22 protein-coding genes, 1 tRNA gene and 1 pseudogene are annotated in these 25,587 nt (G+C 68.9%); 11 read left to right on the forward strand and 13 right to left on the reverse strand.

Translation table 11 applies throughout. The features are described 5' to 3' along the window. Window positions 1–16 precede the first annotated feature (16 nt). A complete protein-coding gene (locus tag ABZ824_RS00455) occupies window positions 17–562 on the reverse strand; it encodes a transglycosylase family protein (protein WP_356960799.1) in 546 nt (181 codons plus the stop codon). A 529-nt stretch (window positions 563–1,091) separates the two neighbouring features. Here ABZ824_RS00455 and ABZ824_RS00460 point away from each other — a divergent pair. Continuing rightward, window positions 1,092–1,165, forward strand: a tRNA-Met gene (locus tag ABZ824_RS00460). 194 nt (window positions 1,166–1,359) lie between these two features. Here ABZ824_RS00460 and ABZ824_RS00465 read toward each other — a convergent pair. Continuing rightward, window positions 1,360–1,527: pseudogene (locus ABZ824_RS00465) on the reverse strand (glycosyltransferase family 2 protein); the annotation flags it as partial. 161 nt (window positions 1,528–1,688) lie between these two features. Between ABZ824_RS00465 and ABZ824_RS00470 the strand changes: the two are divergent. Next, window positions 1,689–2,477 carry a cyclase family protein gene (locus ABZ824_RS00470; RefSeq protein ID WP_356960801.1) on the forward strand — a complete coding sequence of 263 codons (789 nt, stop codon included), beginning with the start codon at window positions 1,689–1,691 and terminating at the stop codon, window positions 2,475–2,477. Between the two features lie 6 nt (window positions 2,478–2,483). Here the strand turns inward: ABZ824_RS00470 and ABZ824_RS00475 are convergent, their stop codons facing one another. After that, on the reverse strand, window positions 2,484–3,128 hold the full coding sequence (locus ABZ824_RS00475; RefSeq protein WP_355079935.1) for a nitroreductase family protein: 645 nt from the start codon (window positions 3,126–3,128) through the stop codon (window positions 2,484–2,486). Between the two features lie 95 nt (window positions 3,129–3,223). On the opposite strand from ABZ824_RS00475, the gene ccrA reads away from it, so the two are divergent. Then, window positions 3,224–4,567 (forward strand): crotonyl-CoA carboxylase/reductase, encoded by a 1,344-nt coding sequence (ccrA, locus tag ABZ824_RS00480; RefSeq protein WP_355079933.1) that lies wholly within the window; start codon window positions 3,224–3,226, stop codon window positions 4,565–4,567. Here ccrA and ABZ824_RS00485 read toward each other — a convergent pair. The 7 genes from ABZ824_RS00485 to aroF are packed head-to-tail and all read right to left on the reverse strand — an operon-like array spanning window position 4,562 to window position 13,432. After that, on the reverse strand, window positions 4,562–5,701 hold the full coding sequence (locus ABZ824_RS00485; RefSeq protein WP_356960803.1) for a serine hydrolase domain-containing protein: 1,140 nt from the start codon (window positions 5,699–5,701) through the stop codon (window positions 4,562–4,564). The genes ccrA and ABZ824_RS00485 overlap by 6 nt on opposite strands. After that, entirely contained in the window at window positions 5,692–6,426 is a 735-nt protein-coding gene (locus tag ABZ824_RS00490) for an SDR family oxidoreductase (protein WP_355079929.1), read from the reverse strand. The genes ABZ824_RS00485 and ABZ824_RS00490 overlap by 10 nt, the downstream gene beginning before the upstream one ends. Beyond that, a complete protein-coding gene (locus tag ABZ824_RS00495) occupies window positions 6,423–7,418 on the reverse strand; it encodes a ketoacyl-ACP synthase III (RefSeq protein WP_356960804.1) in 996 nt (331 codons plus the stop codon). The genes ABZ824_RS00490 and ABZ824_RS00495 overlap by 4 nt, the downstream gene beginning before the upstream one ends. A 40-nt stretch (window positions 7,419–7,458) precedes the next feature. Then, window positions 7,459–9,291, reverse strand: a complete 1,833-nt coding sequence (gene asnB, locus ABZ824_RS00500) for an asparagine synthase (glutamine-hydrolyzing) (protein ID WP_356960805.1) — start codon at window positions 9,289–9,291, stop codon at window positions 7,459–7,461. An 11-nt stretch (window positions 9,292–9,302) separates the two neighbouring features. Next, window positions 9,303–10,742, reverse strand: coding sequence for an AMP-binding protein (locus ABZ824_RS00505; protein WP_356960807.1), 1,440 nt, complete (start codon window positions 10,740–10,742; stop codon window positions 9,303–9,305). A gap of 9 nt (window positions 10,743–10,751) precedes the next feature. After that, window positions 10,752–12,380, reverse strand: coding sequence for an aromatic amino acid ammonia-lyase (locus ABZ824_RS00510; RefSeq protein ID WP_356960808.1), 1,629 nt, complete (start codon window positions 12,378–12,380; stop codon window positions 10,752–10,754). Then, window positions 12,377–13,432: a 3-deoxy-7-phosphoheptulonate synthase gene (aroF, locus tag ABZ824_RS00515; RefSeq protein WP_355079919.1), complete on the reverse strand. Its 1,056-nt coding sequence runs from the start codon at window positions 13,430–13,432 to the stop codon at window positions 12,377–12,379. The genes ABZ824_RS00510 and aroF overlap by 4 nt, the downstream gene beginning before the upstream one ends. Window positions 13,433–13,787: 355 nt before the next feature. Between aroF and ABZ824_RS00520 the strand changes: the two genes are divergently transcribed. From ABZ824_RS00520 to ABZ824_RS00555, 8 genes are all read left to right on the forward strand, one after another. Then, window positions 13,788–15,440: an ABC transporter substrate-binding protein gene (locus tag ABZ824_RS00520; protein WP_356960809.1), complete on the forward strand. Its 1,653-nt coding sequence runs from the start codon at window positions 13,788–13,790 to the stop codon at window positions 15,438–15,440. Continuing rightward, on the forward strand, window positions 15,437–16,369 hold the full coding sequence (locus ABZ824_RS00525) for an ABC transporter permease (RefSeq protein ID WP_356960811.1): 933 nt from the start codon (window positions 15,437–15,439) through the stop codon (window positions 16,367–16,369). Before ABZ824_RS00520 ends, ABZ824_RS00525 begins: the two co-directional genes overlap by 4 nt. Before the next feature lie 4 nt (window positions 16,370–16,373). Further along, window positions 16,374–17,228: an ABC transporter permease gene (locus ABZ824_RS00530; protein WP_356960812.1), complete on the forward strand. Its 855-nt coding sequence runs from the start codon at window positions 16,374–16,376 to the stop codon at window positions 17,226–17,228. Next, window positions 17,225–18,814 (forward strand): ABC transporter ATP-binding protein, encoded by a 1,590-nt coding sequence (locus tag ABZ824_RS00535; protein WP_356960813.1) that lies wholly within the window; start codon window positions 17,225–17,227, stop codon window positions 18,812–18,814. The genes ABZ824_RS00530 and ABZ824_RS00535 overlap by 4 nt, the downstream gene beginning before the upstream one ends. Before the next feature lie 111 nt (window positions 18,815–18,925). Next, on the forward strand, window positions 18,926–20,395 hold the full coding sequence (locus ABZ824_RS00540) for an MFS transporter (protein ID WP_356960814.1): 1,470 nt from the start codon (window positions 18,926–18,928) through the stop codon (window positions 20,393–20,395). A gap of 53 nt (window positions 20,396–20,448) precedes the next feature. Continuing rightward, window positions 20,449–21,516, forward strand: a complete 1,068-nt coding sequence (locus tag ABZ824_RS00545; RefSeq protein ID WP_356960815.1) for an SGNH/GDSL hydrolase family protein — start codon at window positions 20,449–20,451, stop codon at window positions 21,514–21,516. Window positions 21,517–21,591: 75 nt separating this feature from the next. Further along, the gene (locus tag ABZ824_RS00550; RefSeq protein WP_356960817.1) at window positions 21,592–22,830 is read left to right on the forward strand and encodes an acyltransferase; all 1,239 of its coding nucleotides are present in this window, start codon (window positions 21,592–21,594) and stop codon (window positions 22,828–22,830) included. Then, on the forward strand, window positions 22,827–23,348 hold the full coding sequence (locus tag ABZ824_RS00555; protein WP_356960818.1) for a hypothetical protein: 522 nt from the start codon (window positions 22,827–22,829) through the stop codon (window positions 23,346–23,348). The genes ABZ824_RS00550 and ABZ824_RS00555 overlap by 4 nt, the downstream gene beginning before the upstream one ends. Here ABZ824_RS00555 and ABZ824_RS00560 read toward each other — a convergent pair. From ABZ824_RS00560 to ABZ824_RS00570, 3 genes are all read right to left on the reverse strand, one after another. After that, complete coding sequence (locus tag ABZ824_RS00560; RefSeq protein WP_355079902.1) at window positions 23,338–23,661, reverse strand: metalloregulator ArsR/SmtB family transcription factor; 324 nt, start codon at window positions 23,659–23,661, stop codon at window positions 23,338–23,340. The two genes, ABZ824_RS00555 and ABZ824_RS00560, sit on opposite strands and share 11 nt — an antisense overlap. Before the next feature lie 39 nt (window positions 23,662–23,700). Further along, a complete protein-coding gene (locus ABZ824_RS00565; RefSeq protein WP_356960819.1) occupies window positions 23,701–24,927 on the reverse strand; it encodes an MFS transporter in 1,227 nt (408 codons plus the stop codon). 121 nt (window positions 24,928–25,048) lie between these two features. After that, window positions 25,049–25,378 (reverse strand): metalloregulator ArsR/SmtB family transcription factor, encoded by a 330-nt coding sequence (locus tag ABZ824_RS00570; protein WP_355079898.1) that lies wholly within the window; start codon window positions 25,376–25,378, stop codon window positions 25,049–25,051. Between the last annotated feature and the right edge of the window lie 209 nt (window positions 25,379–25,587).

Here is a 25,587-nt window from a genome sequence, read left to right on the forward strand (position 1 = left end):
TTCGGCGCGGGATGGGTCAGCGACCGAGGGAGTCGATCAGCGCGCTGTTCTGGCTCAAGATCTGCTCGAACTGTCCCTTCAGGCCGTACTGCTCGGCCAGCTCGTCCGCGGCGGACTTGGCCTTCTCGACCGCGGACTGCGCCGCGCTCACGGTGGGCTGGGCGGGCTCGGGCACGGCGGGAAGTTCCTCCGCCGGGGCCAGCGTCTCGGGCTCGGAGGTGCCCTGGCGCAGGTACCGGCCGCACACCGGCCACGCGCCGGGGCCCTGGGTGGCGAGCACGTTCTCCGCCACGCGAATCTGCTCCGCCTTGCTGGCGGTGTGGGCCGAGCCCTTGCCGCCGTTGGCGGCCCAGGTGCTCTGCGAGAACTGCAGGCCACCGTAGTAGCCGTTTCCGGTGTTGATCCCCCAGTTGCCACCGCTCTCGCACTGCGCGACGCCGTCCCAGTCGTGGGTGGCCGCGGAGGCGGAAGCGGTGGAGAATGCGAACGGGACGGCAACAAGAGCGCCGGTGATGGCGGCGAAGCCGATGGCGCGGGTGCTGATCTTCCGGTTCTCAGTCATGGTCGTTTCCCTCCCTGCGCCCGCCGGCACGGCGATCGTGCTTACTGCCGTGTCCCTGTCCCCAGGTCGTCGGGGATCCTCGAGCCGCGGGACAGGGTCACCGGTGTTCGGCGGTTCGAGTTCGAGCCCGTCTCGGATGATCCGGGCCGTGGAGTGACGGTAACGAAGAATTCTCAGCAGATCACATCTTGATAACGCCGGAATTGCATGATTCGAATAACTCGAATATGCGAGTTTTACCAGGTGGGAAACGTCGTCAACACGCTGATTCCATGCGAAGTTATCGCATCGTTATGTGAGTGAGATCACCCTGAAATGGTGAAGTAGGTCACGTTTGAAGTGGGTTTTCGGTGGTGAATCTTGAGGGCGCGGTGTGGAAATGTGCGGCATCGCGATTGCTGCGGGATGGTTCCCGAGTTCGGTGGCGGGCGGATGTTCCTGTCGTGCGGTCTGTTCACCTCGTCGAAACCGCCTCTGAGCTGGCGATTTGCAGACTCTGCGAACCCATGTGTAATGTTGTGTTCACCGACGCGGGGTGGAGCAGCTCGGTAGCTCGCTGGGCTCATAACCCAGAGGTCGCAGGTTCAAATCCTGTCCCCGCTACTAGGGAAACGGCTCCGGAACAATAGTTCCGGGGCCGTTTTCGTCGTTCTGGCAGCACCCCGGCATCGGTGGCGTTACTGCCGAGTGGCGTGTCGGACGCGCGTCTACCGCACGCTGGCGGCGGGCTGCGCCTTCCCGGGGCCGCGTCGTCGGCCGGAGCGGGCGATTCGTTCCGGCACCGCCGTGTCGGCGTTCACGCCGATGAGGCCGAACCGCACCAGCTGGCCGACCATGCCAAGCGGCACACCGTCCGCCAACGGTTCGCGTCCGATGGATCGGCGCAGTTCCTCGTTCGGCAGGGTGCCGGTGGCCACTCCCTTGCCGACCCGCCACACGCCCGGCAGCAGTTCGCGCACCACGTCGGTGCGCATGGCCGAATCGCGACACGTCGGCGCGCTGCGGCGGCCGGCGGGAGTGCCGGTCCTGGTCTCTGGTCGAGCCGCGCGTTCGGGCCGGAGACCGAAGACAGCGAGGGGAGACGGGATCAGACTGGCAGCGACGACGGTGTGAAGGAGGAAGACCTGTGTGTGCGCCACAGCTGATCGATGGTGGGGACTCGTCGGAGGTTTCGGGTGGGGACGTTGTCGGGACCGGTGTGAAACTCATCCGCGAGCGGGGTTTCGGCAGGGTGGTGGATCTGACGCATACGCTGACCCCGGACTTCCCGGTGTGGGAGCTGGTCAGCAAGCGGCCCGAGTTCGGGCGGGTGGCCTGCATGGCCGACAACCAGTACAACGCCGGGCGGCTCGACATCTACGAACATGTGGGCACTCATATCGACGCGCCGCTGCACTTCGACGACGCGGGTCTCTCGGTCGACGCCATCCCGGCGGAGAACCTGGTCGCGCCGCTCGCGGTCATCCGCATCGCGGAGCGCGCCGCCCGCGACGCCACGGCGGCCGTGACGGTGCGCGACATCCGGGACTGGGAGCGCGCGCACGGCCCGCTGCCGCAGGGCGCGGTCGTCGTCATGGAATCCGGCTGGGCGCAGCGGGTGCCGATCCCGGGCGCGTTCCTGAATCACGACGAGCGGACCGACACCTATCGGTGGCCCGGCTTCAGCGCCGAGGCCGCCGACTTCCTGATCCATCAGCGGGAGGTCGTCGGCATCGGCGTGGACTCCACGGGCCTGGACCGGGGGAGCGACCGCGCGATCCCGGTCCATCGGACGTTCCTGCCGTCGGGCCGCTACGGACTCGAGGCGCTCAACGGCCTTCCGGACGTGCCCGACGCCGGCGCGACGCTTGTGGTCGGGGCCTCGAAGCACCGGGGCGGAACCGGCGGTCCCGCTAGGATTTTCGCGCTCTACTGAGCTCCGCTACCACTTGTTCCAATGGACGACATTGTCCAGATCGGTGCGCACGCCCGGGCGGAACGACGTGCCGATCGTGTACGCGACGGGGATGAGCGCGGTCTGCAGCACCGATTCGTACGGGATTCCGAGAACCTGGGCGGCCTCGTATTCGTACTGCAGATGCAGGGTGGTCCAGACGGTGCCGAGGCCGCGCTCCCTGGCCGCCAGCATGAAGCTCCACGTGGCGGGCAGGATCGACCCGTAGCTGTTGGCCATGTCGACGACGCCGGGGTCAGGGCGGCGCACCACGTGCACGCACGGGATCAGCATCACCGGCACCTCGTGCAGATGCTCGTACAGATGCGGGCCCGTGGCGTACATGCGCTGGGTGCGCACCGGATCGTCGCGCCAGTCCACGCCGTCCCGCGGCACGTATTCGGTCGGCATGTTGCGGCCTTTGCGGTACAGATCCGCCAGCGCGGCCCGCTGCTGCGGATCGGTCACCACGACGAAGGCCCACCGCTGCCGGTTCTGCCCGGTGGGCGCCTGGGTGGCGATGGTCAGGCACTCCTCGATGACCTCGCGTTCCACCGGGCGCGTGAAATCCAGCCGTCTGCGGACCGAGCGGGTGGTGGTGAGCACTTCATCGGCCGTCAGGTTGAGCCGCATCACGCCTCTGCTTCCATAGTTCGACGTTTTGACAGATTTCGAATTCATGCTATAGTGACACAAGGTATTTCGAGGTGTCAACGAGGGAACGAACGATGAACGGACTGCTCGACGCCATTCTCGCGGAGGACGCCACCGCAGCGGATTTCGCGAACCTGACTGTGCCGCAGAGTTATCGGGCGATCACCTTGCACCGCGACGAAATCGGCATGTTCGAGGGGCTGCACCCGGCCGAGCGCGATCCGCGCAAGTCGATCCATCTCGACGAGGTCGCGGTCCCCGAGGTCGGCCCGGGCGAGGCGCTGGTGGCGGTCATGGCCTCATCGATCAACTACAACACGGTGTGGAGCGCGATCTTCGAACCGGTCCCCACCTTTGCCTTCCTCCAACGGTACGGGCGTACTTCGGATCTCGCCGCCCGGCACGACCTGCCTTACCACGTCATCGGCTCCGATCTGGCGGGTGTCGTGCTGCGCACGGGCGCCGGGGTCACCGCCTGGCGGCCGGGGGATCGGGTCGTGGCGCACTGCCTGCACGTCGAACTGGAGGGGCCGGACGGGCACAACGACACCATGCTGGATCCGGCCCAGCGCATCTGGGGATACGAGACCAATTTCGGCGGTCTCGCCGAACTCGCGCTGGTGCGCGCCAATCAGCTGATGCCCAAGCCGCGGCATCTGACCTGGGAGGAGGCGGCCTCGCCGGGTTTGGTGAACTCCACCGCGTACCGACAACTGTTGTCGCGCAACGGCGCCGATATGAAAGCGGGCGACAACGTGCTCATCTGGGGCGCGGCAGGCGGCCTCGGTTCCTACGCGACCCAATTGGTTCTGGCCGGCGGCGGCTTCCCGGTCTGCGTGGTGTCCTCGGCCGAGAAGGCCGAGCTGTGCCGGGCGATGGGCGCGCGGGCGGTCATCGACCGGTCGGCGGAGGGGTATCGGTTCTGGCGCGACGGCGTCCAGGACCAAGGCGAATCGAAGAGATTCGGAAAACGGATCCGCGAACTGACCGGCGGCGAGGACGTCGACATCGTCTTCGAACATCCCGGACGGGAAACGTTCGGCACCTCGGTGCTGGTCGCCCGTAAGGGCGGGGTGGTGGTCACGTGCGCGTCGACGAGCGGCTATGTGCACGAATTCGACAACCGCTATCTGTGGATGAATCTCAAGCGCATCATCGGCTCGCATTTCGCGAACTACCGCGAGGCGTGGGAGGCCAACCGGCTCATCGCCAAGGGCTTGATCCACCCCACGGTCTCGAAGACCTATCCCCTCGCCGAGGCCGCCCAAGGGGTCTACGAGGTGCACGACAACCTGCATCAAGGCAAGGTCGCGGTGTTGGGGCTGGCGCCCGCCGAGGGGCTGGGCGTGGAAGATTCGCAGAAACGCGAACAGCACCTGCCCGCGGTCAACCGGTTCCGCGTCCTCGACTCGCTATGAGCCGAGGACGCGGTGCAAGGCGGTGAGAATCCGCCCTACCGGGGCATACAGCCCATGCGACCGGTGTAACTCGTTGGGCACGAAAGAGATCGATGCGGCGTGCGACGGCCACGCCGCGTGCACACCGCCTCCGGAGCCGTCGTGCCCGAACGCGGCCGGATGCGGGCCGAGGTGACCGAGTTCGGTCTGCAGTTGCAGGCCAACGCCGTAACGCATGGGCCGCTTGAACACCGCGTCGAAGCCACCGGACAGCGGTGTGGTGCCCAGGGCCAGCGTGGCCGGTGACAACGGCGTCTCGCCGCTGAGCAACGCCCCGAACAGCCGAGCCATGGAGCGCGCGGTGCCGATCGCGTTGGAGGAGGGGATCTCCACCCGGTGCCAGGCGGGGCGGTTCCACGGAATGTCGTGCTCCGGGAAGATGAGTGGATTCGCCCAGACGGAATCCGCGAGGTTCAACCGCGCCGATCCCGCCGGTGCCGGGGCGCGGCCGCGCCACCCGGGCCCGTAGCGCACCTGCCCGACACGCGGTTCGAGATCCGCGGGCAGTCCCAGCCAGATGTCCAGGCCCAGCGGCACGGCGAATTCCTCGTGGAAGAGCGCGCCCACGGTGCGGCCGTCGACGCGGCGTATCAATTCACCGCACAACCAGCCGAAAGTGATTCCGTGATAGGCGAGTTCGAGCGCCGGGTCGTCCTCTCGAGGTTGCTCGGCCAGCAGCTTCGCGGCCAGGGCGCCGTCCGGCGCGGGATCGCTCGGGAAGGGCGTGCGCACGCCCGGCAGGCGGGCGCGGTGGGAGACGAGTTCGGCGACGGTGACGTCCCCCTTCCCGGCGGCCGCGAACTCCGGCCAATACGCGGCGATCGGCGCGTCGAGCCGCAGCTCCCCCCGTTCGAGCAGTAGCAGCAGGCACACGGCGATCAGTACCTTGCTGCCGGAGAACAGGATCTGCAGCGTGTCGGCTTCCCATGGCCGGTCGCCGTCGTCACGGCTGCCGCCCCACAGGTCGACCACCGCGACGCCGTCGACCGTCGCGGAGAACGCTGCGCCGCCGCGCGTCTCGGCGAGATATTCCGCGAAGGCCTCCGCGACGGTCTCGTACCCCGGCTCCACCCGGCCGCGGACCCTCACGCCCACAGCAGCCCGCCGTTGACCTCAAGGACGTGGCCGTTGACGTAGGAGGAGTCGGCGCTCGCGAGGAAGACCGCCCCCGCCGCGGCCTCGGCGACCCGGCCGACCCGCTTGGCGATCAGGCGGTCCCGGTACAGCTCCCACGCCTTCGGGTTCTGGGCGAGGTCGTCGGCGATGCCGCCGTCCAGAATTCCGGGGGCGAGGCAGTTGACCGTGATGTTCCGCGAGCCCAGTTCCGCGGCGGACACTTTCGTGAACATCTCCACCGCGGCCTTGGACGCGCAGTAGGCGGCCGCCCCCACCGCGACGCGGGTGGCCATGCTCGAGGAGACGTTGATGATCGTCCCCCCGGTCTTCTCCAGATGCGGTATCGCCGACCGAGTCGTGTGGAAGACGCCGTTGACGTTCACCGCCATCGTCGTGGCCCAGTCCGCGGCGGTCGTGCGATGCACGCGGCCGTCGATGCTGACCCCCGCGTTGGCGACGACGATATCGATCCCGCCCAGGGTGTCGGCGGCCCGGCTCATCATCTCTTCGACCGAGTCGGCGTCGGTGACATCCACCGGCAGATAGGTGAATTCGCGCGGCCAGTCCGGGTGGCCCGCCGGATCCGTGCGTCCCGCGCACACGACGTGCGCGCCCTCGGCCGCGAAGGCGTCGGCGATGGCGCGGCCGAGCCCGCGCGTGCCCCCGGTGACGACCGCTCGCTTCCCACTCAGACGATCGTTCACCCGTGGCTCCCACCCGTCCGGTGCCAGCGCAGCACCGCGGCGCCGCCGGTCAGCCCGCCCCCGACGCCGGCGAGCAGGATGTTCTCGCCGTGCGCGATCGGCCGCTCGCGATGCGAGTGGGCCAGCGTCACCGGAACAGACGCGGCCCCGGTGTTGCCGAACCGGTCGACGGTGACCGGGACGCGGTCGGGATCCGCGCCGATCTTGACGGCGAGCTCTTCCACCAGGCGCAGATTCGCCTGATGGAAGACGAAACGATCGATGTCGCCGACGCCGAGATCCGATTCCCGCAGCACGTCGTCGACCAGGGCGGGGAGCGTGTTGAGCGCGTAATCCCGTGCGCCGCGGCCGTTCATCTTGAAATAGTGGTCGCCCTGTTCCAGCGCCCGCGCGTCGATCGGCTGCCGCGAACCGCCCGCGGGAACCTTCACGGTGTCGTGCAGCGCGCCGTGCGCCACCAACTGCTGGGCCAGCAGACCCGAGCCATCGGGCACCGGCCCGACGAGGGCCGCCGCGGCGCCGTCGCCGAAGAGGGCGACGGTTCTGCGGTCGCTCCGGTCCATGATCGTCGAGTACTTGTCGGCCGCGATCACCAGCACCGGCCGCCGCCGCGGATCGTCACGGACCAGTGCCGATGCCAGCCGCAGCGCGTAGAGGAAGCCGGTGCAGACCGCGTTCACGTCGAAGGCCGGAATATCCCGGAATCCCAATATTCCCTGCACGATCGCCGCGGTGGCGGGCAGGGGATGGTCCGGGGTCGAAGTCGCGACGATGATCGCGGACGGATCCGCCTGGTGCCGGTCCAGCAGTCTGCGGGCCGCCGCCACGGCGAGCGTCGAGGTGGGATCGGTGGTGTGGGCGTAACGCCGGGTCCGGATGCCCGTGCGATCGACGATCCATTCCGGTGTGGTGTCCGCCCAGGCGCTGATCGTGTCGTTGGACACCTCGGTGGGCGGGACGTGGTAATCGATGTCCAGAATTCCGACTGTCATGAGGGAACCTCGGTATTCCTGAGGGGTGGACCGCACGGCGTCACAGCCGCACGGCGACGCGGTATTCGCGCAGCCAGGTGTTCAACTGCAGCGCGCGCGGCAGCCACGGCGGTGGGGTGAAGGTGCCGTTGTGCCAGCGATCGCTGTCGGCCAACTCGCGCAGCGCGGTCGTGTTCAGCAGCGCCAGAGCCGGCGACGACGGGTCCGCCAGCATCTCGCGGGTCGCCGCGCGGACCGCCGCGAGATATTCGGGGCTCTGACCGAACGGAAAGCCGCTCTTGGGGCGCTTGGCGACCTGCGGCGGCAGCCACGGCTCGGCGACCGTGCGCAGGATGCCCTTTTCCTGTCCGCCGTGCCGCTTCAGGTCCCAGGGCAGATTCCACAGGTACTCGACGAGCCGATGGTCGCAGAAGGGCAGCCGGACCAGCAGACCGGTGCGCGCGCTCATCCGGTCCTTGCGGTCGAGCAGGAACGGCAGGAAGCGGGTGATCTCGAGGTGGAACACCTCTCGAACGCGTTGTGCCGCCGCGTCCTCGCCGTCCAGCCGCGACACCTCGGCGACCGCCTCGTCGTGCCGCTCGGCTACGGCCGCGTCCAGATCGAGGTGCTCACGCAGTTCCGCCGAGAGCATGCCGTTGCGGTCGGTGTTGCCCGCGCCCCAGGGGAAGCCACCCGTGGGATTCGCGGCCTCGGCCACGAACCACGGATAGCCGCCGAAGATGTCGTCGGCGCCCTCGCCGGACAACACCACGGAGGTGTACTTGCGGACCTCGCGGAACAGCAGGTACAGCGAAACGTCCAGATCGCCGACGCCGGGGATATCGCGGGCGCGCAACGTTTCGGTCATCTCGTCCAGCAGCGCGGGTGCGTCCAGGATCACCTCGGTGTGATCGGTGCCGACGTGGTCGACCACCGCGCGCACGAACGGCGCGTCCCGGCTCGAATGCAGCGCGTCGGGAGTGAAATCGTCGTCGCCACCCGCGAAGTCCACCGAGTACGTGGACAGTTTCGCGCCAGTGGCCGCGGTGACCGAACGCGCGGCGAGCGCGGTGATGACGCTGGAATCCAGCCCGCCCGAGAGCAATCCGGCCGGTGCGGCCGTGCGGGTCTGGCGTCCGATGATGTCGGTCAGCAGCGCGTCGAGCGTGTCCACGGTGGTGGGCAGATCGTCGGGGTGCGGCGCGGATTCCAGTCGCCAGTACCGGGTGTGGTGCAGGCCGTTGTGATCGACTCGCACGGTCCAGCCGGGGCGGACCTCGCGCAGGCCGCGGTACACCGCGTCGCCGGGTCGCCGCATCGCGACGGTGAAGATGTCGATCAGCCCGTGCGCGTCCACCTCGGGTACGAACAGGTCGTTGGCCAGCAGGGCCTTCGGCTCCGAACCGAAGAGCAGCCCGCTCGGGTGCTCGGCGAGATACAGCGGCTCGATACCCAATCGGTCCCGCGCCAAGAACAACTCGGACCGGCGCACATCCCATACCGCGAACGCGAAGGCGCCGTTGAGCCGCCGGACCGCATCGCCGCCCCATTCGAGGTAGGCATGCGCAACGACCTCGGCGTCCTCGTCGGTGTCACCGGCGAAGACGTGGCCGCGCCCGTTCAATTCGGCGCGCAGTTCGCCGGTGTTGTAGATCTCGCCCGACAGCGTGAGCACCGCCAGCGGGCGGCCCGCGTCGGCGACGACCGCCGGTTGCCCGCCGGGCCGCGTGTCGGCCACCGTCGCCGCGCGGTGGCCGAGGGCCACGTGCCGGTCGATCCAGGCCCCGCCGTGGTCGGGTCCGCGGTGGGTGAGGGCATCGGACATGGCGCGAACGGCGGCCTCGTGCTCGCGCAGATCGCGCTGCCGATCCAGCCAGCCGGTGATTCCGGACATCGACAGCCTCCTCAGGAGTTGGGCGATAGTTCCGACAGGGTCTGGCGCACCACCGCGTCGATCGGCGCGGGTAGCCGGGCCCAGTTCTGCTCTTCGTCGAGATCGAGGACGCGCGACAGCTTCCAGCCCAGGTACTGGCCCAGCGACGCGAGCGGCGGCAGCTTCTCCACCGGCCGTACGGTCACCTCGAGGCCGCCGAACAGGGCGCGCAGCCGGTCGGTGAGCACCGCGGTCCACGGACCCGCCGGATCGCCGTCGTAGGTGACCAGGAAGACGATCTGCCGCCCGCGCACCACGACCATGTAGTTGAACACCGTCGCGCCGGGCAGCGGCTCCTCCCAGACCGCCTGTTCGAGGTCGTTCTGACGAATTCCGGTGCGGTCCAGCACGATCAGGTCCTGCGACCGGCCCTGGGTGCGCAGGACGGCGGTGTGCAGACCGCATCCGCACGGCGTGCCGTCGATATCCACCAAGTCGCCGGTGCGGTAGCGCAGCAGCGGGCGAGCGGGCAGGTCGAGAGTGGTGATCACCAGCTCGCCGCGGTCGGATCGGCCGTCCACCCGCCGGATGCCGGTCTCGTCGACCAGCTCGAGCAGGAAACTCTGTGGTTGCAGATGCAGCTGTCCGCGCTCGCAGGTGACGGCGGGGGTGCCGGTCTCCGAAGAGCCGTAGGAGGAGACGAACGACGTCGCTCCGGTCAGCCTCTCGAGGTGACGGCGGAAACTGGGGCCGGTCTGCTCGGCCATCAGCAGCAGGCGGTCGAATTTCGGCGCGGGCAGCTCGGCGCGATGAGCGAATTGCACCATCTCGAGCAGCCGCGACGGCGGCCCGATGAAGACGTTGACTCCCAGCTGATCGATCAGCCGCAGCACCCGGGTGTAGTCGCCGGTGATGTTGTCCACCCAGGGGCGCAGCGACATCACCTGCAGATACTCCAGCGCCTTCTCGAACTGGTAGGCGGCAGGGGCGAAGGGGGCGTTGATCAGGATCAGCGCGATGTCCTTCGGCTGCAGCAGCCGCGCCCACATCTCGCCGATGTTCACGGTGTTGATCAGCAGATCGTCCAGCGCCTTCGGCGCGGCGGCGGGGTCGCCCGTGGTGCCCGAGGATTCGTAGTAGTGCAGGAACTCGTCCAGCGGACGGGTGAAGGCGGACTGCCCGAAGCGGCCGAGTTCCTTCTTGCCCAGGAACGGCAGCGACGGCAGGATCTCGGTCAGCACGCGCTCGGTCGGTATGGGCGCGCCGGTGTCCAGCTCCTCGAGCAGCCCGGCCGGGACCGAATCCTCGTACATCTTCGAACGACCCGCGGCGCGCACGGTCTCCAGCAGTTTCGCCGCGTGCACCCGATCGAGGTCGGCGGTGCCCGCGTATACCGACCGGACCAGCGCGGTGTGCTCGGCCAGCAGTCGCTGATTCTTCGCACGCGTATCGTCGTCGCGTAACAACAGCATCGGTCTCTCCTAGCGATCGGTGGGGAAGAGGGGGTCGGCGACGTCGGCGGCGGCGCGCACCGAGCCGTCGGCGATGAGCCGTTCGACCTGGTGGATGTCGTGGTCCATCCGCCGATCGCGGTCGGTGAACGGCACGTGGTCGCGGATCAGCTCGTGGACGCGGCGGATCGCGGGGGCGGCGCGGTGCACGCCGCGGATCTCCACGGCCTGGGCCAGCGCCAGCAGATGGATCGCGGTGACCTGCCGGGTCAGCTCGATGATGGTGCGGGCGTCGCGGGCCGCGATCGTGCCCATACTGACCTTGTCCTGGTTGTGCGACTCGGTGGAGCGGGAGAACGCCGTCGCCGGGCCGCTGTGCTTGAGCGCCTCCGCGGTGACCGCCGAGGCGGCGATCTGCATGCCCTTGAAGCCGTGGTGCAGCCCGGACTCGTAGTCCTCCGCGTCGCGGGGGGCGATCAGGTTGGGCGTGAGCCCGGCGTTGAACTTCTCGTCCACCACCAGTTCCAGCTGCCGGTCGAGCAGGTCGGCGAGGCTGGCGACGGCGACCTTCAGCGAATCCATCGCCTGTCCGACGTGTCCGGCGTAGAAATTGCCGCCGTGATGCAATTCGCCTGTCTCCCAGGCGAACAGCGGATTGTCGGTCGAGGAGTTGATCTCGGTGTCGATCCAGCGCCCCACCCACTCCAGGCTGTCGCGCAGCACGCCGTTGACGTGCGGCGCGCAGCGCACCGAGTACTTGTCCTGGATGCGGTGTTCGAGGGTGCGGAAGCCCCGGCCCTCCAGCCCCGACCGGCGCACGAGGATCTCCTCGTAGCTGGTGGTGAGGTCGGATCCGTCGAGCAGACCGCGGATCAACTCGGCGCTCGCGCCCTGTCCGGGATGCGGCTTGTTGGCGTGCACGAAGGGATGGAAGTGGGAGCCGTTGCCCAGCAGGGCCTCGCAGGTCATGGCGGTCGCGACGTCGGCGGCGTAGGCCAGCTCGGCGGCATCGGCGACCGCGAGCGCGGCGAAGGCCGAGGTGAAGGCGGTGCCGTTGATCAGTGCCAGGCCCTCCTTCGGCTCCAGCACCACCGGTTCGATGCCCTCGGCGCGCAGCGCCTCCGCGGTGGGGCGCACCTCGCCCCGGTACCGCACCTCGCCCTCCCCGAGCAGCGCTGCGGCGACGTAGCACAGCGGGACCAGATCCCCGCTCGCACCGAGCGATCCGCGCTCGGGGATCAGCGGCAAGATATCGGCGTCGAGGTGCCGCAGCAGGGTCGAGACCACTTCGGGGCGGATCGCGGACGGGCCGCGGGTGAGGCAGTTGGCGCGGATCAGCAGAGTCGCCCGGGTCACGTCCGGCGCCGTCACCGGGCCGACCCCGTTGAGGTGGTAGACGATCAGATTGCGTTGCAGGTCGGCGGCCTTCGCCGGAGAGATCTGGCGGTTGACGCTGTCACCGAACCCGGTGGTGACGCCGTAGATCGGGATCCCGGTGTCGATCAGTTCGCGTTTGAGCAGCACGGATTCGTGCATGGCCGTCAGCGCGGCAGGGGCGATGCCGAGGTTCACCGGTACGGTGCGGCGTGCCACGGCGGCGACCTCGGCCACGCGTAACGCGGTGCCGTCCAGGAATAGTTCGGTGCCGGTCGTCGTCATGCCAGCTCCACCAGCTCGGGTTCGGCAGCGACCCGGCCGCGTCCGAGTGCCTCGCCGATTGCCCGTAAATTCGTTGCCAGTCGCGCGAATTCGGGCAGATCGAGGGACTGGTCGCCGTCGGAGAGCGCCTGGGCGGGGCGCGGGTGCACTTCGACGATCACCCCGTCGGCGCCCGCCGCGAGGGCGGCCGCGGACATCGGCGGCACATAGCGCGTGGCGCCGGTGCCGTGACTCGGATCGACCAGGATCGGCAGGTGCGACAGGTGTTTGACCACCGGAACCGCGTTGAGGTCGAGGGTGTTGCGCGTCGCGCGCTCGAAGGTCCTGATGCCGCGCTCACAGAGAATGACGTGGTCGTTGCCGTGTGCGAGCAGGTACTCCGCGGCATTGAGCCATTCGTGCACGGTCGCCGACAGGCCGCGTTTGAGCAGCACCGGCCTGCCCGTCAGGGCAAGCTCGGTGAGCAGGGTGAAGTTCTGCATGTTGCGCGCCCCGACCTGTAACAGGTCGGCGGCATCGGCGACGCGATCGATGTCGCGCACGTCGAGGATCTCGGTGACGATCGGCAGACCGGTCTCCGCGCGCGCGTCCCGCAGCATCGCCAGTCCGTCCGGGCCCAGACCGTGGAAGCTGTAGGGCGATGTGCGAGGTTTGAACACGCCGACGCGCAACATGTCCGCGCCGGCGGCCCGGACCGCCCGCGCGGTCTCGAGCAGCACCTCCGGCGTCTCGGCCGAGCACGGACCGGCGATGATCACCGGGCGGCCGTCGCCGACCGGCACCGCGCCGACCCGCACGACCGAACCCTCCGGACGGTACTCGCGGGCGGCGAGCGGGAAAGAGCTGCTCTCGGGCAGAACTCGTACCAGATGCTCGCTGCGGGCGAGCTCGGCCTCGAGCAGCGGGCCGGTTTCGGCCCACGTGACGATCAAGAATCCGGTGCGGGTGCGGCGGGTGGTCGCCTTCGCCGGAACCTGGCGGAGCCGGGTGAGGATGTCCTGCAGTTGCGTATCGGTGATGTCGTCGCGCGTCTGCGCCACATACACAGCCATCTAGTGGGCCTCCTGATCGGGCCGGCGGAATGAAAACGGTCGAATGGAGATGAGGTCCAGTCTGTTTCGAAAACAAGTTCCGGTCTTCCGGCTGTGGTCGCTATTGAATTCACGTCCCAGGCCCGGTTCCTATCGATATACGACTGGACCGGGGACTGGTCGCGACCTGGACCGGCGGCGGGGAAGGCATTGCGGTGCAGGGCTTTTACTTACCGGAAATCCGTGCATCACAGGATGCGAAGCAATGTCAATGCTTTGAATCCACCGCGTCGGAAAATATGGGCGGGCGCCATACGCGGGGGTTCACTCCTTGCACCGTATTCTGTGCTACCCCATCCGTCGGAAAGAATGTGTGATGCGAAAATGGAATCTGCCGATGGTCCGGTCGGCGGCTGTGCTCGCGACGCTCGCCGTCGCGTGCACCGCGTGCTCGACCGGCGGATCCGGTCCTGTCCGGGACGCCGGACCGCCCCGGCCCGGCGGCACGCTGACCTATGGTGTGCATCGCGAGGCGACATGTATCGACCCGCATGTCAGCGCAGGCGATATCGTCGGTGAATTGCAGCGAAATGTATTCGACTCGCTGGTCGCACAGAAAACCGACGGCACCTTCGCGCCGTGGCTCGCGACCGCCTGGCAGATCTCCGACGACAGCCGGGAATACACTTTCACGCTGCGCCGCGACGTGCGATTCTTCGACGGTCGGCCGTTCGACGCCGCCGCCGTTCAGGCGAACTTCGAGCATATTGTCTCGCCGAAAACCAAATCTCAGTATGCGGCCAGTTTGCTGGGCCCTTATGCGGGGACGGACGTCCTCGACGAATACACGGTGCGCGTCCGGTTCAAATCGCCGAATGTCCCGTTCCTGCAGGCGGCGAGCACGGCTTATCTCGGCTTCTATTCACCCGCGGTGCTTGCCGAGCATCCCGACGACCTGTGCGCGGGAGGCCGGTTCGCGGTGGGCTCGGGACCGTTCCGCGAGGTCGAGGTCCGCCGCGGGCAGGGCATAGATTTCGTCCGCAACGACGAGTACCGCTGGCCCCCGGCGAACGCGGGGCACACCGGACCGGCCTATCTGGAACGGCTCACCGTGCGCGTCCTGATCGAGGACGCCGTGCGCACCGGATCGCTACGCGGCGGCCAGGTCGACGTCATCTCCGACACTCCGCCGACGGAGATCGCGGATCTGCGCCGCGACGGGGATTTCCAGCTCGTCAACCGGAATTCGCCCGGCGTGCCGTACACCTACTTCTTCAATGTCTCCAAGGAGCCGTTCTCCGATATCCGGGCCCGGCGGGCGGTGGGCGCGGCCGTCGACCTCGACGGCATCGTGAAGAGCGTCTACTTCGGCGAATACCCGCGGGCCTACGCACCGCTCTCGCCCACCACGCCCGGCTACGACCGCGCCGCGGAGGGGCGCGCCGGCTACGACGTCGCCACCGCGAACCGGTTGCTCGACGAACTCGGCTACACCGGGCGCGACGCGCAGGGCTACCGCACCCGCGATGGGCACCGCTTCAGCATAGGGCTGCCCTACGCGTCCAATCTGATTCGCGAGTCCCGGGACGTGGTGGCCCAGGCGGTGCAGCAGGAACTGAAGAAGGTCGGCATCGAATTGCGTTTGGAACCGGTCGATTACGGCACCTACACCAATCTGCTCAAGCGCAACGATTACGAGATGACCGGCGGCAGCTGGGGCCGGTCCGATCCGGACGTGCTGGCCACGCTGTACCAGTCCGATCGCGATGCCCGCAAAGGCGGTTCGAACACCGGTCAGGTGCACGACGCCGGAGTCGACGCACTGCTGGCGCAGGGCCGGGCCGGCACCGATCCGGCGCGGCGCTACGGGTTCTATCAGCAGGCGCAGCAACTGATCCTGGATGAAGCCTATGGGCTGCCGGTCTACGTCTACAACAGCAACTATGCCGCCGCGTCGCGGGTACACGACTTCACCTTGGATGCCAACGGTTGGAGCAAGTTCTACGACACCTGGGTGGAGTCCAAGTGAGACACAGACTCTTTCGAATCATCGCGCACCGGGTGTGGACCGGGGTGCTGGTGCTGCTCGGGGCGCAGACGGTGACGTTCTTCGCCCTGCGGCTGACGCCCGGCGACCCGGTGGACACTTTGCTGGGCGCGCAGACCAGCGCTTCGCCGCAAGTGCGCGCACAGATCGCCGCGGATCTCGGCTTGGACGAGCCGCTGTGGCGGCAGTACCTGCACACGGTGCTGCGGCCGCTGACCGGGAATCTGGGTCACTCCTATCAGCTGAGCGAGGATGTGCGTACCGCGCTGCAGAGCCAGCTGTGGCCCACCGTGCAACTGGCGGCGGGGGCCATCTTGGTGGCCCTGGTGATCGCGGTGCCCGCGGCGCTGTCGACCGCCGGGCGCGGCAGGTTCGTGCGCGCGGCGGTATCCGGTTCGGAACTGCTCGCGGTTTCGCTGCCCGCGTTCTGGATCGGACTGATCCTGTTGACGCTGTTCTCGTTCCAGCTGCACCTGTTCCCGCCCGCGGGCGGTGGCGGCCTGGCGAGTCTCGTGCTGCCGGTACTGTGCCTGGCCATCCCGATGGCGGGTGAGCTGGGGCAGGTGCTGCGCGAGACGCTCGACCGGTCTCTCGAGCAGCCGTTCGTGCTGACCCTGCGGGCGCGCGGGCTGACCGAACCCGCGCTGCGGCTGCGGCATGTGCTGCGCCACGGTTCGCTGTCGACGGTCACCATGACGGGCTGGATGCTCGGCGTCCTGCTCACCGGCGCCATGCTCACCGAAACCCTGTTCGCGCGGCCGGGTATCGGGAAGATGACCGTCTCCGCGGTGATGACCAAGGACTTCTCCGTGGTGAACGCGGTCGTCCTGCTCGCCGCGCTGTTGTTCGTCGTGATCAATCTCGTGGTGGACCTGCTGTATCTGGTCCTGGATCCCCGGCTGCGGAGGTGAGGAAATGACCGTCGTCCCGAACATCAGGACCGTGTCGCCCGTCCGGTTCCGATCGGTGCCGTGGCCGGTATGGCCCGCGGCCGTCGTCCTGCTGTTCATCGTGGTGGCCGCGGTGGCGCCGCATCTGCTCACCGGTGTGGACCCCGCCGTGAACGACTGGCGGGTCGCGCTGTATCCGCCGAGCCCGTCCCATCCGTTCGGCACCGACCGGCTCGGCCGCGACGTGTACTCCCGGACCATCTACGCCGCTCGCACCTCTCTCGGTATCGGCGTCGCCGCGACCGCGATCGCGGTCGCGCTGGGATCGGTCGTGGGTCTGCTGGCCTCGGGGCCGTCGAAGCTGATCGACGCGGTGCTGATGCGGCTGACCGAGATTCTGCTCGCCTTTCCCGGGCTGCTATCGGCGCTCGTGCTGATCGCGGTTTCCGGGCCCGGCGCGCGCAACTCCGCACTGGCGATCGGGCTGGCGGCGACGCCGTACTACGCCCGCCTGGTCCGCTCGCAGGGCCTGGTGGTGCGGATCAGCGGTTACGTGGAGGCGGCGCGCACCCTCGGCCAGAGCCGATGGCGCATCACGGTGCGCCACATCCTGCCCAACGCGCTGGCGCCGCTGCTGGTGCTCGCGCCGCTGGGCGTCGGCACCGGCATCATCGCGGGGGCGGGCCTGAGCTTCCTCGGGCTCGGCGCCGTGCCGCCCACGCCCGAATGGGGTTCGATGCTGGCCGAGTCCCGCAATCTGCTCAGCCGCGCCTGGTGGCTCGGCGTCTTCCCGGGTCTGTTCGTGGTCGCCGCGGTGGTGTCGATCACGGTCCTGGCCCGTTTCTGGCAAGGACTCTCGGAGGGCAGGGTGGCGCGATGACAGCATTGGAAATCACCGATTTGACAGCGGGTTTCGGTCGCACCGAGGTGGTGCACGGGATCTCGTTGACGATCGAGCCCGGGGAATGCGTGGCCTTGGTGGGCGAATCCGGTTCGGGCAAGAGCGTCGCCGCGCGAGCGCTGATCGGGCTGACCCAACGAGACGGCTGGGTGCGGGCGGAGCGGTTGCGGATCGCCGGGCAGGACGGCCGTGGCTGGTCGCAGCGCCGGTGGCGCCGGGTTCGCGGCGCCACGGTCGGTTACGTGGCGCAGAACGCGCTGGGATCCCTGGACCCGCTGCGGCGCATCGATCAGGAACTGCGCGAGGCGCTGCGGATCCACCGCACGGTGGCGGCGGCGGAGGTCACGAACCGTTCGGAGCAGTTGCTCACCCGCGTCGGGATTCCGGACGCGCGCAGCCGCTTGCGGCAGTATCCGCACGAACTCTCCGGTGGGCTGCGGCAACGGGCGCTGATCGCGACCGCGCTGGCAGCCGAGCCGCAGTTCCTGATCGCCGACGAACCCACCACCGCCCTCGACGCCTCGGTGCAGCGCCGGATCCTCGCCCTGCTGCGCGAGATCCGCGACGCGGGCACCGGACTGCTGCTCATCAGCCACGACCTGGCGGCCGTAGCCGAGGTCGCCGATCGGATCGCGCTGATGCGCGACGGCCGCATCGTCGAACAGGGGCCGACAGCCGAGGTGCTCACCAACCCCTCACACGACTACACCCGCCTGCTGCTGGCCGCGGTGCCGTCGGCGCACACCCGCGGCGCACGCCTGTCGCCGGCCGAATTCGATCTGGCGGCACAGCTTCCCGCGCCGCGCACGCCCCGGCCCAAGGGCGCGCTGGCGCGCGTGCTGGACGCTCGCCGCGTGTTCCGCGATCCCGACGGTGCGCCGTTCGCGGCGCTGGACGGGGTCGACCTCTCGGTCGCGCGCGGCCAAGTCGTCGGCGTGGTGGGCGAATCCGGTTCGGGCAAGAGCACTCTCGCGCGGGCGCTGCTCGGCCTGGAAAAGCTGGACGGCGGTACGGTCACCCTTACCCCGGGGGTGCGCCTGCAGGCCATCTTCCAAGATGCGCTGGGCTCGTTCGACCCGCGGTTCACCGTTCGCCGGGTGCTGGACGAGGCGCTGGAGGCGGGAAAGGTCCGGCGCGCCGACCGGCAGGGCCGGGCCCGCCACCTGCTGGCCGCGGTGGGATTACCCGATTCGGTCCTTTCGCGCCGCCCCCTGGACCTGTCCGGCGGTCAGCAGCAGCGTGTCGCCATCGCGCGGGCGCTGGCGCCGGGCCCGGATCTGATCGTCTGCGACGAACCGGTCTCGGCGCTGGACGTCTCGATTCAGGCGCAGATCCTGGACCTGCTCTTGCGGGTGCGCCGCGAACTGGGTGTCGCGCTGATCTTCATCTCGCACGATCTGGGCGTGGTGCACCACCTGAGCGACGAGATCGTGGTGATGCGCGCGGGCCGAGTGGTCGAATCGGGTCCGGCCGACGAGTTGTTCACGACGCCGCGCGAGGAGTACACCCGCGAACTCCTCGCGGCCGTGCCCGTGCTGCCGGATTACACGGGGCCGCGGGCATGAACCGGCGCAGGCCCTACGGTCCCCGGTCCCGCCCCGATCCTGGGCCGCGGGCCGAAGACAGCGACTCGCGGACTCGAAAGACTGGACCTCCAACGACTTCCAGGAGGCATCGTGACGCCCCCGAACCCGCGGCCGTCGCCGCTCTTGCTACCCGTCGTGCTCGCGGCGACGTTCATGTCCGGATTCGACACGAACGTGGTCAACATCGCGCTGCCCGCGATCCGCGGCGAGCTGCACGCGGGACCGGCGGCGCTCGAACTCGTCGTCAGCGGATACATCTTCGCCTATGCCGCCGGTCTGATCACCGGGGGCAGACTCGGCGACCTCTACACCTACCGCAGGCTGTTCCTGATCGGCATGGCAGGCTTCACCGTCGCTTCGATGCTGTGCGGGCTCGCGCAGTCGCCGGTGGAACTGGTCGGCGCCCGGATCCTGCAGGGCCTCACGGCGGCGGCCATGGTCCCGCAGGTGCTGGCCACCATCATGGCAAATTTCGACGCGGGGGACCGGACCCGGGCGCTGGCCTGGTTCGGCGTGACCGCGGGGGCCAGCGGGGTGGTCGGGCAGGTGCTCGGTGGACTGCTCATCTCGGCGGATGTCGCCGGATGGGGTTGGCGCACCGTGTTCTTCCTCAATCTGCCGGTGGGAGCGGTGATGCTGGCCGTCGCCGTGCGGGTGCTTCCCGCGCGCACTCTCGATCGCAGGCCCGGGCTGGATCCGGTGGGCCTGATCGGAATCACGGCCGCCCTGGCGCTCGCGCTGGCGCCGCTGTCGTTCGGGCGCGAACAGGGCTGGCCGCTGTGGACCTGGGTCTGCCTGGTCGCGGCCGTGCCGTGCCTGCTCGCGGTGCTGGCCTACGAGCGCCGCCTGGCGGCCGCGGGCGGCGACCCGCTCATCGACCTCGATTTCTTCCGGCGGCGGTCGACCGTGTTCGGCATCCTGATCAACGTCGCGTTCATGGCAACGTTCACCAGCGGCATCTTCGCGGTGACACTGCTGCTGCAGGAAGGCTTCGGGCTCAGCGCCTTACATGCCGGGCTGGCGTTCGCCGCCCGCGGGGCTCTGGTCGTGCCTGCGCCGATGGTCGGCAGGCGGGTGATCGCCGCGCACGGGCAGGCTCGCGCGATCGTGCTCGGCTGCGGCATCGACATCGTGACACTGATCGCGCTCGGCGTGGCATTGCACGGGTTCGGCGGGCACATCTGGCTCGGCTGGGTCGTCATCGGCAACGCGCTGCTCGGCTTCGGCAATATGCTCATCCTGCCCGCCGCGCTCGGCGTCACGGTGGCGACCGTCGAGCCGCACCAAGCGGGCAGCGCCTCCGGAGTCGTGAACACCACCCAGCAGTTCTCGGGCGCGGTCGGACTCGCCGTGCTCGGGACGCTGTTCTTCGCCGTGGCGGGTAGCGAACCCGGGCGCGGCGAGTACGCCACGGCCGTCGAGGCGGTCCTCTGGGTGCATCTGGTCCTGATCGTGGGCGCCGCCGCGCTCGCGCTGCGGCTGGATCGCGCCAGGACGCCCACTGTGGTGGTGGCACAGCCGGATTCGGCGCAATCGGCGCAGGCCGCGGCCGATCGATGACCGCACGCCGCGCGGTCTGGCTTTTGATCTAGATTTCGATAACAATCGAAGTCATGACCGAGCGAACGACAGCATACATACCCACCGGCTGGGACGGCGTCGTCGATGTGACCGAATCCGATGGCTGGCGCCAGCCTTGGCGGCTGCCGCCGCGCCGGCTGGCCACGGCGTTCTCGCCGGAACTGACCGAACACGCCGTGGTTCCGACCGGGGTGCGCATCGGCGTCGTGACCGACGCGCCCGAACTGTCGTTGAGCCTGCGCTCCACGCCGGTGTGGACGCCGCGCCCGCGCGCCGTGGACGTTTTCGTGAACGGGGAACTGTCGCAAAGCCTTCCGGTCGGCGTCGGCGCCGAGGAACTGATCGCCCGGCTGCCGGGAGAGCGGTCGGAGGTGCAGTTGTGGCTTCCGCATCGCGGCGCGATCACCCAGGTCGGCCCGATCTCGGTCGCCGCATCGGCCACCCTCGAGCCCGCGCCCGCGACCGGCCCGCGCTGGATCACCTACGGCAGCTCGATCACCCAATGCCTGGTCACCGCCTCGCCCAGCGAGACCTGGCCCGCCCGCATCGCGCGGCGCTACGGCTGGCGGCTGCTGAATCTCGGATTCGCCGCGCAGGCCTATCTGGACCCGTTCGTGGCGCGGACGATCGCGAGCAGGCCCGCCGACCTGATCTCGGTCGAACTCGGACCCAACCTGTACATCCGCGGCCCGTTCACCGAACGCTCGCTCGGCGGGCTGGCGGCCGGTTTCCTGGAGACCATCCGCGACGCCCACCCCGACGTGCCGGTGGTCGTCTTCTCCCCGCCGGTGTGGGTGGAGCGAGAACACGAGCCGAATCCGCACGAGCTCACGCTGTCCGGCGTGCGCGAACTCGTGGAGAACGTGGTCCGGGTCCTACAGGGCCTCGGTGACAACAACCTGCATCTTGTTCCCGGCGACGAGCTGTTCGGGGCCGCCGACGCCGGGCTCACGATCGACGGCCTGCACCCCGACGCCGCGGGCGATGCCCTGCTGGCCGAGCGCTTCGGTCCCCGGCTGGCGGCCGTGCTGGCCGGGTCCGCGGTCCAGGTATCCGCCGGAGGACCGGCCGGGAGACCGGCATCCGAACCGGTCCGTTGACCGAAGACGTCCGGTATGCCCTCTTCGGACACTGAACGGGTCTTCTTTCCGCTCGGTCTGCTCAGGAGGGTTCCCGTGACCGAAGCGCCGATAGCGCCCCGATCCACCCGTTTGCACACGCTCACCGGAATGCGGTTCGCCGCGGCACTTCTGGTGTTCTTCACGCATATCTCGCTGGAAGGATTCTTCACCGATCCCGACGCCCAGCATGCCGCGTCGTTTCTGCTGAAACGCGAGGGCTGGACCGGCGTCGGGTTCTTCTTCGTCCTCAGCGGCTTCGTCCTGACCTGGTCCGCGCGGCCGGGCGACACCAAGCGCGCGTTCTGGCGGCGGCGGTTGGTGAAGATCTATCCCAACCACGTCCTCACCTGGGCCATCGCCTTCGGGCTGCTGATCTGGGCAGGCAAGTCGGTCACCGCCGGGGTGGCGATTCCGAACCTGCTGCTGGTGCACACCTGGGTGCCGGTCGTGCAGAACTTCGCCAGCATGAACACCGTCGCCTGGTCGCTGTGCTGCGAGGCGCTGTTCTACCTGCTGTTCCCCTGGCTGCTCGCCGCGGTCGAGCGGATCCGCCCGGAACGGCTGTGGGCGGCGACGATCGGCGTGCTCGCGACCATCGTGCTGCTGCCGTTCTTCGCGCTGTTGCTGCCGGATCAGCCGCGGGTGCCGTTCGCCACCGATGTCCCGGTGTACCAGTTCTGGTTCCTCTACCTCTTCCCGCCGGTGCGCGTGCTGGACTTCCTGCTGGGCATCCTGCTGGCGAAGCTGCTGCTGTCGGGGCGCCGCGCGCCGCTGACGCTCGCCCCGGCCTCGCTGCTGGTCGTCGCGGGGCTCGTGGTCCAGCTCTGGGCGCCGTACATGTGGGCGCTGGTCGCGGTCGGGGTTATCCCGACGGCGCTGCTCATCCTGGCCGCCGCGACCGCCGACGTGCGCGGCACCTTCTCGCCGTGGCGGTGGCGCTTCGTGGTGTGGCTCGGGGACATCTCGTTCGCGTTCTACATGATCCACGAGCTCGTCCTGCACTATCGCCATCAGTTGTTCGGCATCCAGCAGGCCTGGGCGACACCAGCGGCGATCCTGGTCATCCTCGGATTCCTGGTGCTGGACACCCTGATCGCCTGGGGGCTGTACTCCGGCTTCGAGAATGCGATCGTGCGGCGTTGGAGCCGCCCCCGCCGCCGTGTCGCTGCCGCGGTGGTGATCCCCGCACCGGCGGCGAAACCGGCTGCCTCGCAATCGGATACCCCGCGCCCATCGAGCGCCGGGCTGACCGCCGCTCCGGCGGCCGCCGCCACGGAAGGAGCCGAGCTGTGAGGACGTTCGTCCTGACGGCCGCCGCGGTCACCACGGTGGCCGCCGCGACCGCCCTGTGGCCCGCGTCGCCCGCGCGGGCCACTACCACCCATATCGCCTGTGCGGGAACGAGTACGGTGAGCTACTCGCCGGGCATCACCGACACGCCTCGGCCGGTGCGGATCGTCACCGACGCGGTGTTCGGCTCGTGCGTCTCCAGCGATCCGACCATCACCGGAGGCACCACCCACGCGGGCGGGCCCGCGACGATCGGGTGCGGACCTGCCGCCGGGACCGGCACCTCGCGGATCGACTGGAACAACGGACAGCACAGCACCTTCGAGTTCCGGACCGTCTACGTCAACCGGCCCGCCGGGCAGACCCTGATCGTCATCTCCGGCACCGTGACCGACGGTGAATTCCTCGGCGACCAGGTCGACGGCGCGGGCCTGTACCTCACCGCCGATATCGCCGGCTGCGGCTCCGCCGCCGGGGTCACCTCGACCTTCGGCCCGGTCACCCGGACCTTCAGCTCGTAGCCGGGACGAGAGCGGGGGCGTTGTGCAGAATCGAGCTGAGCACTCCCGGGAAGCGGGCCTCGACCTCGTCGTAACGCAATTCGTTGCGACGGTAGCTGCCCTCCTGGATCACCCGCAGCAGACCGGCCATCCGGAGCACCTTGAGATGGTGCGAGAGCGTGGACATGCTCACGGGGACGTCGAATCCGCCGCAGGTGATCGCCTCCTCCTGCCGCAGCCTTGCCACGATCTCCAGCCGCACCGGGTCGGACAGGGCATGCAGCAAGGTGGGCAGGCTCACCGATTCGATGGAGGGATGCTGGAGTGCGCGCACCGGGCCGATTCTACCTTTCGCCGCGACCGCCGAGGCGGCTCACGCCACCGCCTCGGCGGCCTGCTCGTGGACCAGGCCCAGCACGATTGGGAAGACCAGCAGGCAGGAGACGGCGCAGGTGATGCCGAGCCAGACGAAGCTGTGCGTACCCGACAGCACCGCCACCGAGGCGGAGGTACCGACCGTCGACCCGGCGTACAACGCGGAGGAGTTCAGGCCGAGCGCGGTACCGCGCGCCGCCGGCGCCAACTCGCTGACCAGCGTGGTGATCGAGGATGCGCCGATATTGAACGCCAGCACCCACAGCGCCGCGACGATGACCGGCACGACCAGCGCACCGTCGAGGCTGGAGAAGGCGATCAGCGCCACCGCCACCCCCAGGCCCGCGGCCGCGATCACCACACGCTTGCCGAACCGGTCGGTGAGCCGCCCGCCGAGGAAGTTCCCGCAGACGCCAACGGCGCTGATCACCAGCAGCACCAATCCGATCGCCGTGGTGGACAGGTCGAAATTGGTTGTGAAGTAGACGCCGACATTGGCCCACATGCCCTGGTTTCCCGCGGTCCAGAAGAACGTCGACAGCAGCACGAACAACACGGACGGATTACTGAACGCGGCGCGGAACTTGTCCACGTACGCGCGCAGCGGATGCACCGCGGCCTGGGTCGCGGCGACCGGGATGCGCGGCAGGGTCAGCGGCACGACGGCCAATGCCAGCGCGGCCAGCACGGCGATGGCCCAGAAGGACACCCGCCAGCTGAAGGCGTCCGCGGCGAAGGATCCGACGGGCACGCCGATCAGCGACGAGCCGGTGAGCGCGCCCATGATGATGCCGATGGCGCGCCCACGCCGCTCCGGCGCGACGACATCGGCGACCGCGGCGAAGATGCTTGGCACCATCATCGCCGCGCCGAGCCCGGCCAGGCCGCGAAACACCAGCAGCACGGCGAAATTCGAGCCTATGCCGGTCAACGCGGTGCCGATGCTGAAGATCGTGAGCCCGGTGAGGATGACGTTGCGCCGTCCCCACCGGTCCGACACCGGGCCGAACAAGGGCCCGGTCACCGCGTAGACCAGGGCGTAGGTGGTGACGAGCAGTCCCGCCGAATCCACCGAGGCGTGCGTGTCCCTGGTGATGGTCGGCGCCAGCGGCGCGACGATCAGCGCGTCGAGCCCGACGAGGGCCGCGCAGATCGATCCCACGATCAGCAGCCGACGGCTGCCGACATCGGATTCGTCGCGGGCAGCGGTGGTCGAGGAAACCATGAGGCACCTGCCTTGAGTAGTAGTACTAGATTTCGAATATTATCGAAATCATGACCACATGGTGACAGGCGGCATGCCGCTCGTCAACGGAAGAGCCGGTGCCGGTGCGGCTTTCGGGAGATCAGGCCCGCGCGGGGACCGGCGCGGCGGCGCTGCGCACCACCGTGTCGAGCAGGCCGGGGAAGCGGGCGTCGAGATCGGCGGCGCGCAGCGAGACCATGCGGCGCACGCCGTCGACGCGGGTCGCGGTGAGCCCGGCCTCGCGCAGGACCTTCAGGTGATGTGACAGGGTGGACTTCGTCAGGTCGGGGTTCAGTTCGCTGCACGACATCTCGTCGATCCGCGCGGCCAGCTCGCAGACCATCGCCAGCCGGGCCGGATCACTCAGCGCGTGGAAGATGGCGGTGAGTTCCAGGTCGTCGCGAGCCGGCTGGTTCACTACTCGCGCCATGATGGCCGCCTTCCGCTGCGTTCGTGCCCGATCGGGATTTCGATCATAGTCGTTTTCTCGTCCGATACCGGTCCAAGGTCCAGGTCCGCCGACCGGACCGAGGGCTGATGCCTCGTGCGGGATACCGGGCCCGCGGCCGAAGACAGTTCGCCGCGCTCCGAGCAGCATTGGGCGGAACGCTCGCGCAGCAACGGAAGTGGTCGCATGAA

This window comes from Nocardia sp. NPDC047038 (assembly GCF_040644075.1).
GTDB lineage: Bacteria > Actinomycetota > Actinomycetes > Mycobacteriales > Mycobacteriaceae > Nocardia > Nocardia sichangensis.

Excerpts from the sequence above, each read along its gene's own strand:
- ABZ824_RS00510 (WP_356960808.1), bottom strand. The coding sequence starts at position 12,380 with ATGACGACGACCGGCACCGAACTATTCCTGGACGGCACCGCGTTACGC.
- ABZ824_RS00475 (WP_355079935.1), bottom strand. The coding sequence starts at position 3,128 with ATGCGGCTCAACCTGACGGCCGATGAAGTGCTCACCACCACCCGCTCG.
- asnB (WP_356960805.1), bottom strand. The coding sequence starts at position 9,291 with ATGTCCGGAATCACCGGCTGGCTGGATCGGCAGCGCGATCTGCGCGAG.
- ABZ824_RS00535 (WP_356960813.1), top strand. The coding sequence starts at position 17,225 with ATGACAGCATTGGAAATCACCGATTTGACAGCGGGTTTCGGTCGCACC.
- ABZ824_RS00520 (WP_356960809.1), top strand. The coding sequence starts at position 13,788 with ATGCGAAAATGGAATCTGCCGATGGTCCGGTCGGCGGCTGTGCTCGCG.
- ABZ824_RS00545 (WP_356960815.1), top strand. The coding sequence starts at position 20,449 with ATGACCGAGCGAACGACAGCATACATACCCACCGGCTGGGACGGCGTC.
- ABZ824_RS00570 (WP_355079898.1), bottom strand. The coding sequence starts at position 25,378 with ATGGCGCGAGTAGTGAACCAGCCGGCTCGCGACGACCTGGAACTCACC.
- ABZ824_RS00455 (WP_356960799.1), bottom strand. The coding sequence starts at position 562 with ATGACTGAGAACCGGAAGATCAGCACCCGCGCCATCGGCTTCGCCGCC.
- ABZ824_RS00505 (WP_356960807.1), bottom strand. The coding sequence starts at position 10,742 with ATGCTGTTGTTACGCGACGACGATACGCGTGCGAAGAATCAGCGACTG.
- ccrA (WP_355079933.1), top strand. The coding sequence starts at position 3,224 with ATGAACGGACTGCTCGACGCCATTCTCGCGGAGGACGCCACCGCAGCG.
- ABZ824_RS00530 (WP_356960812.1), top strand. The coding sequence starts at position 16,374 with ATGACCGTCGTCCCGAACATCAGGACCGTGTCGCCCGTCCGGTTCCGA.
- ABZ824_RS00565 (WP_356960819.1), bottom strand. The coding sequence starts at position 24,927 with ATGGTTTCCTCGACCACCGCTGCCCGCGACGAATCCGATGTCGGCAGC.
- aroF (WP_355079919.1), bottom strand. The coding sequence starts at position 13,432 with ATGGCTGTGTATGTGGCGCAGACGCGCGACGACATCACCGATACGCAA.
- ABZ824_RS00495 (WP_356960804.1), bottom strand. The coding sequence starts at position 7,418 with ATGACAGTCGGAATTCTGGACATCGATTACCACGTCCCGCCCACCGAG.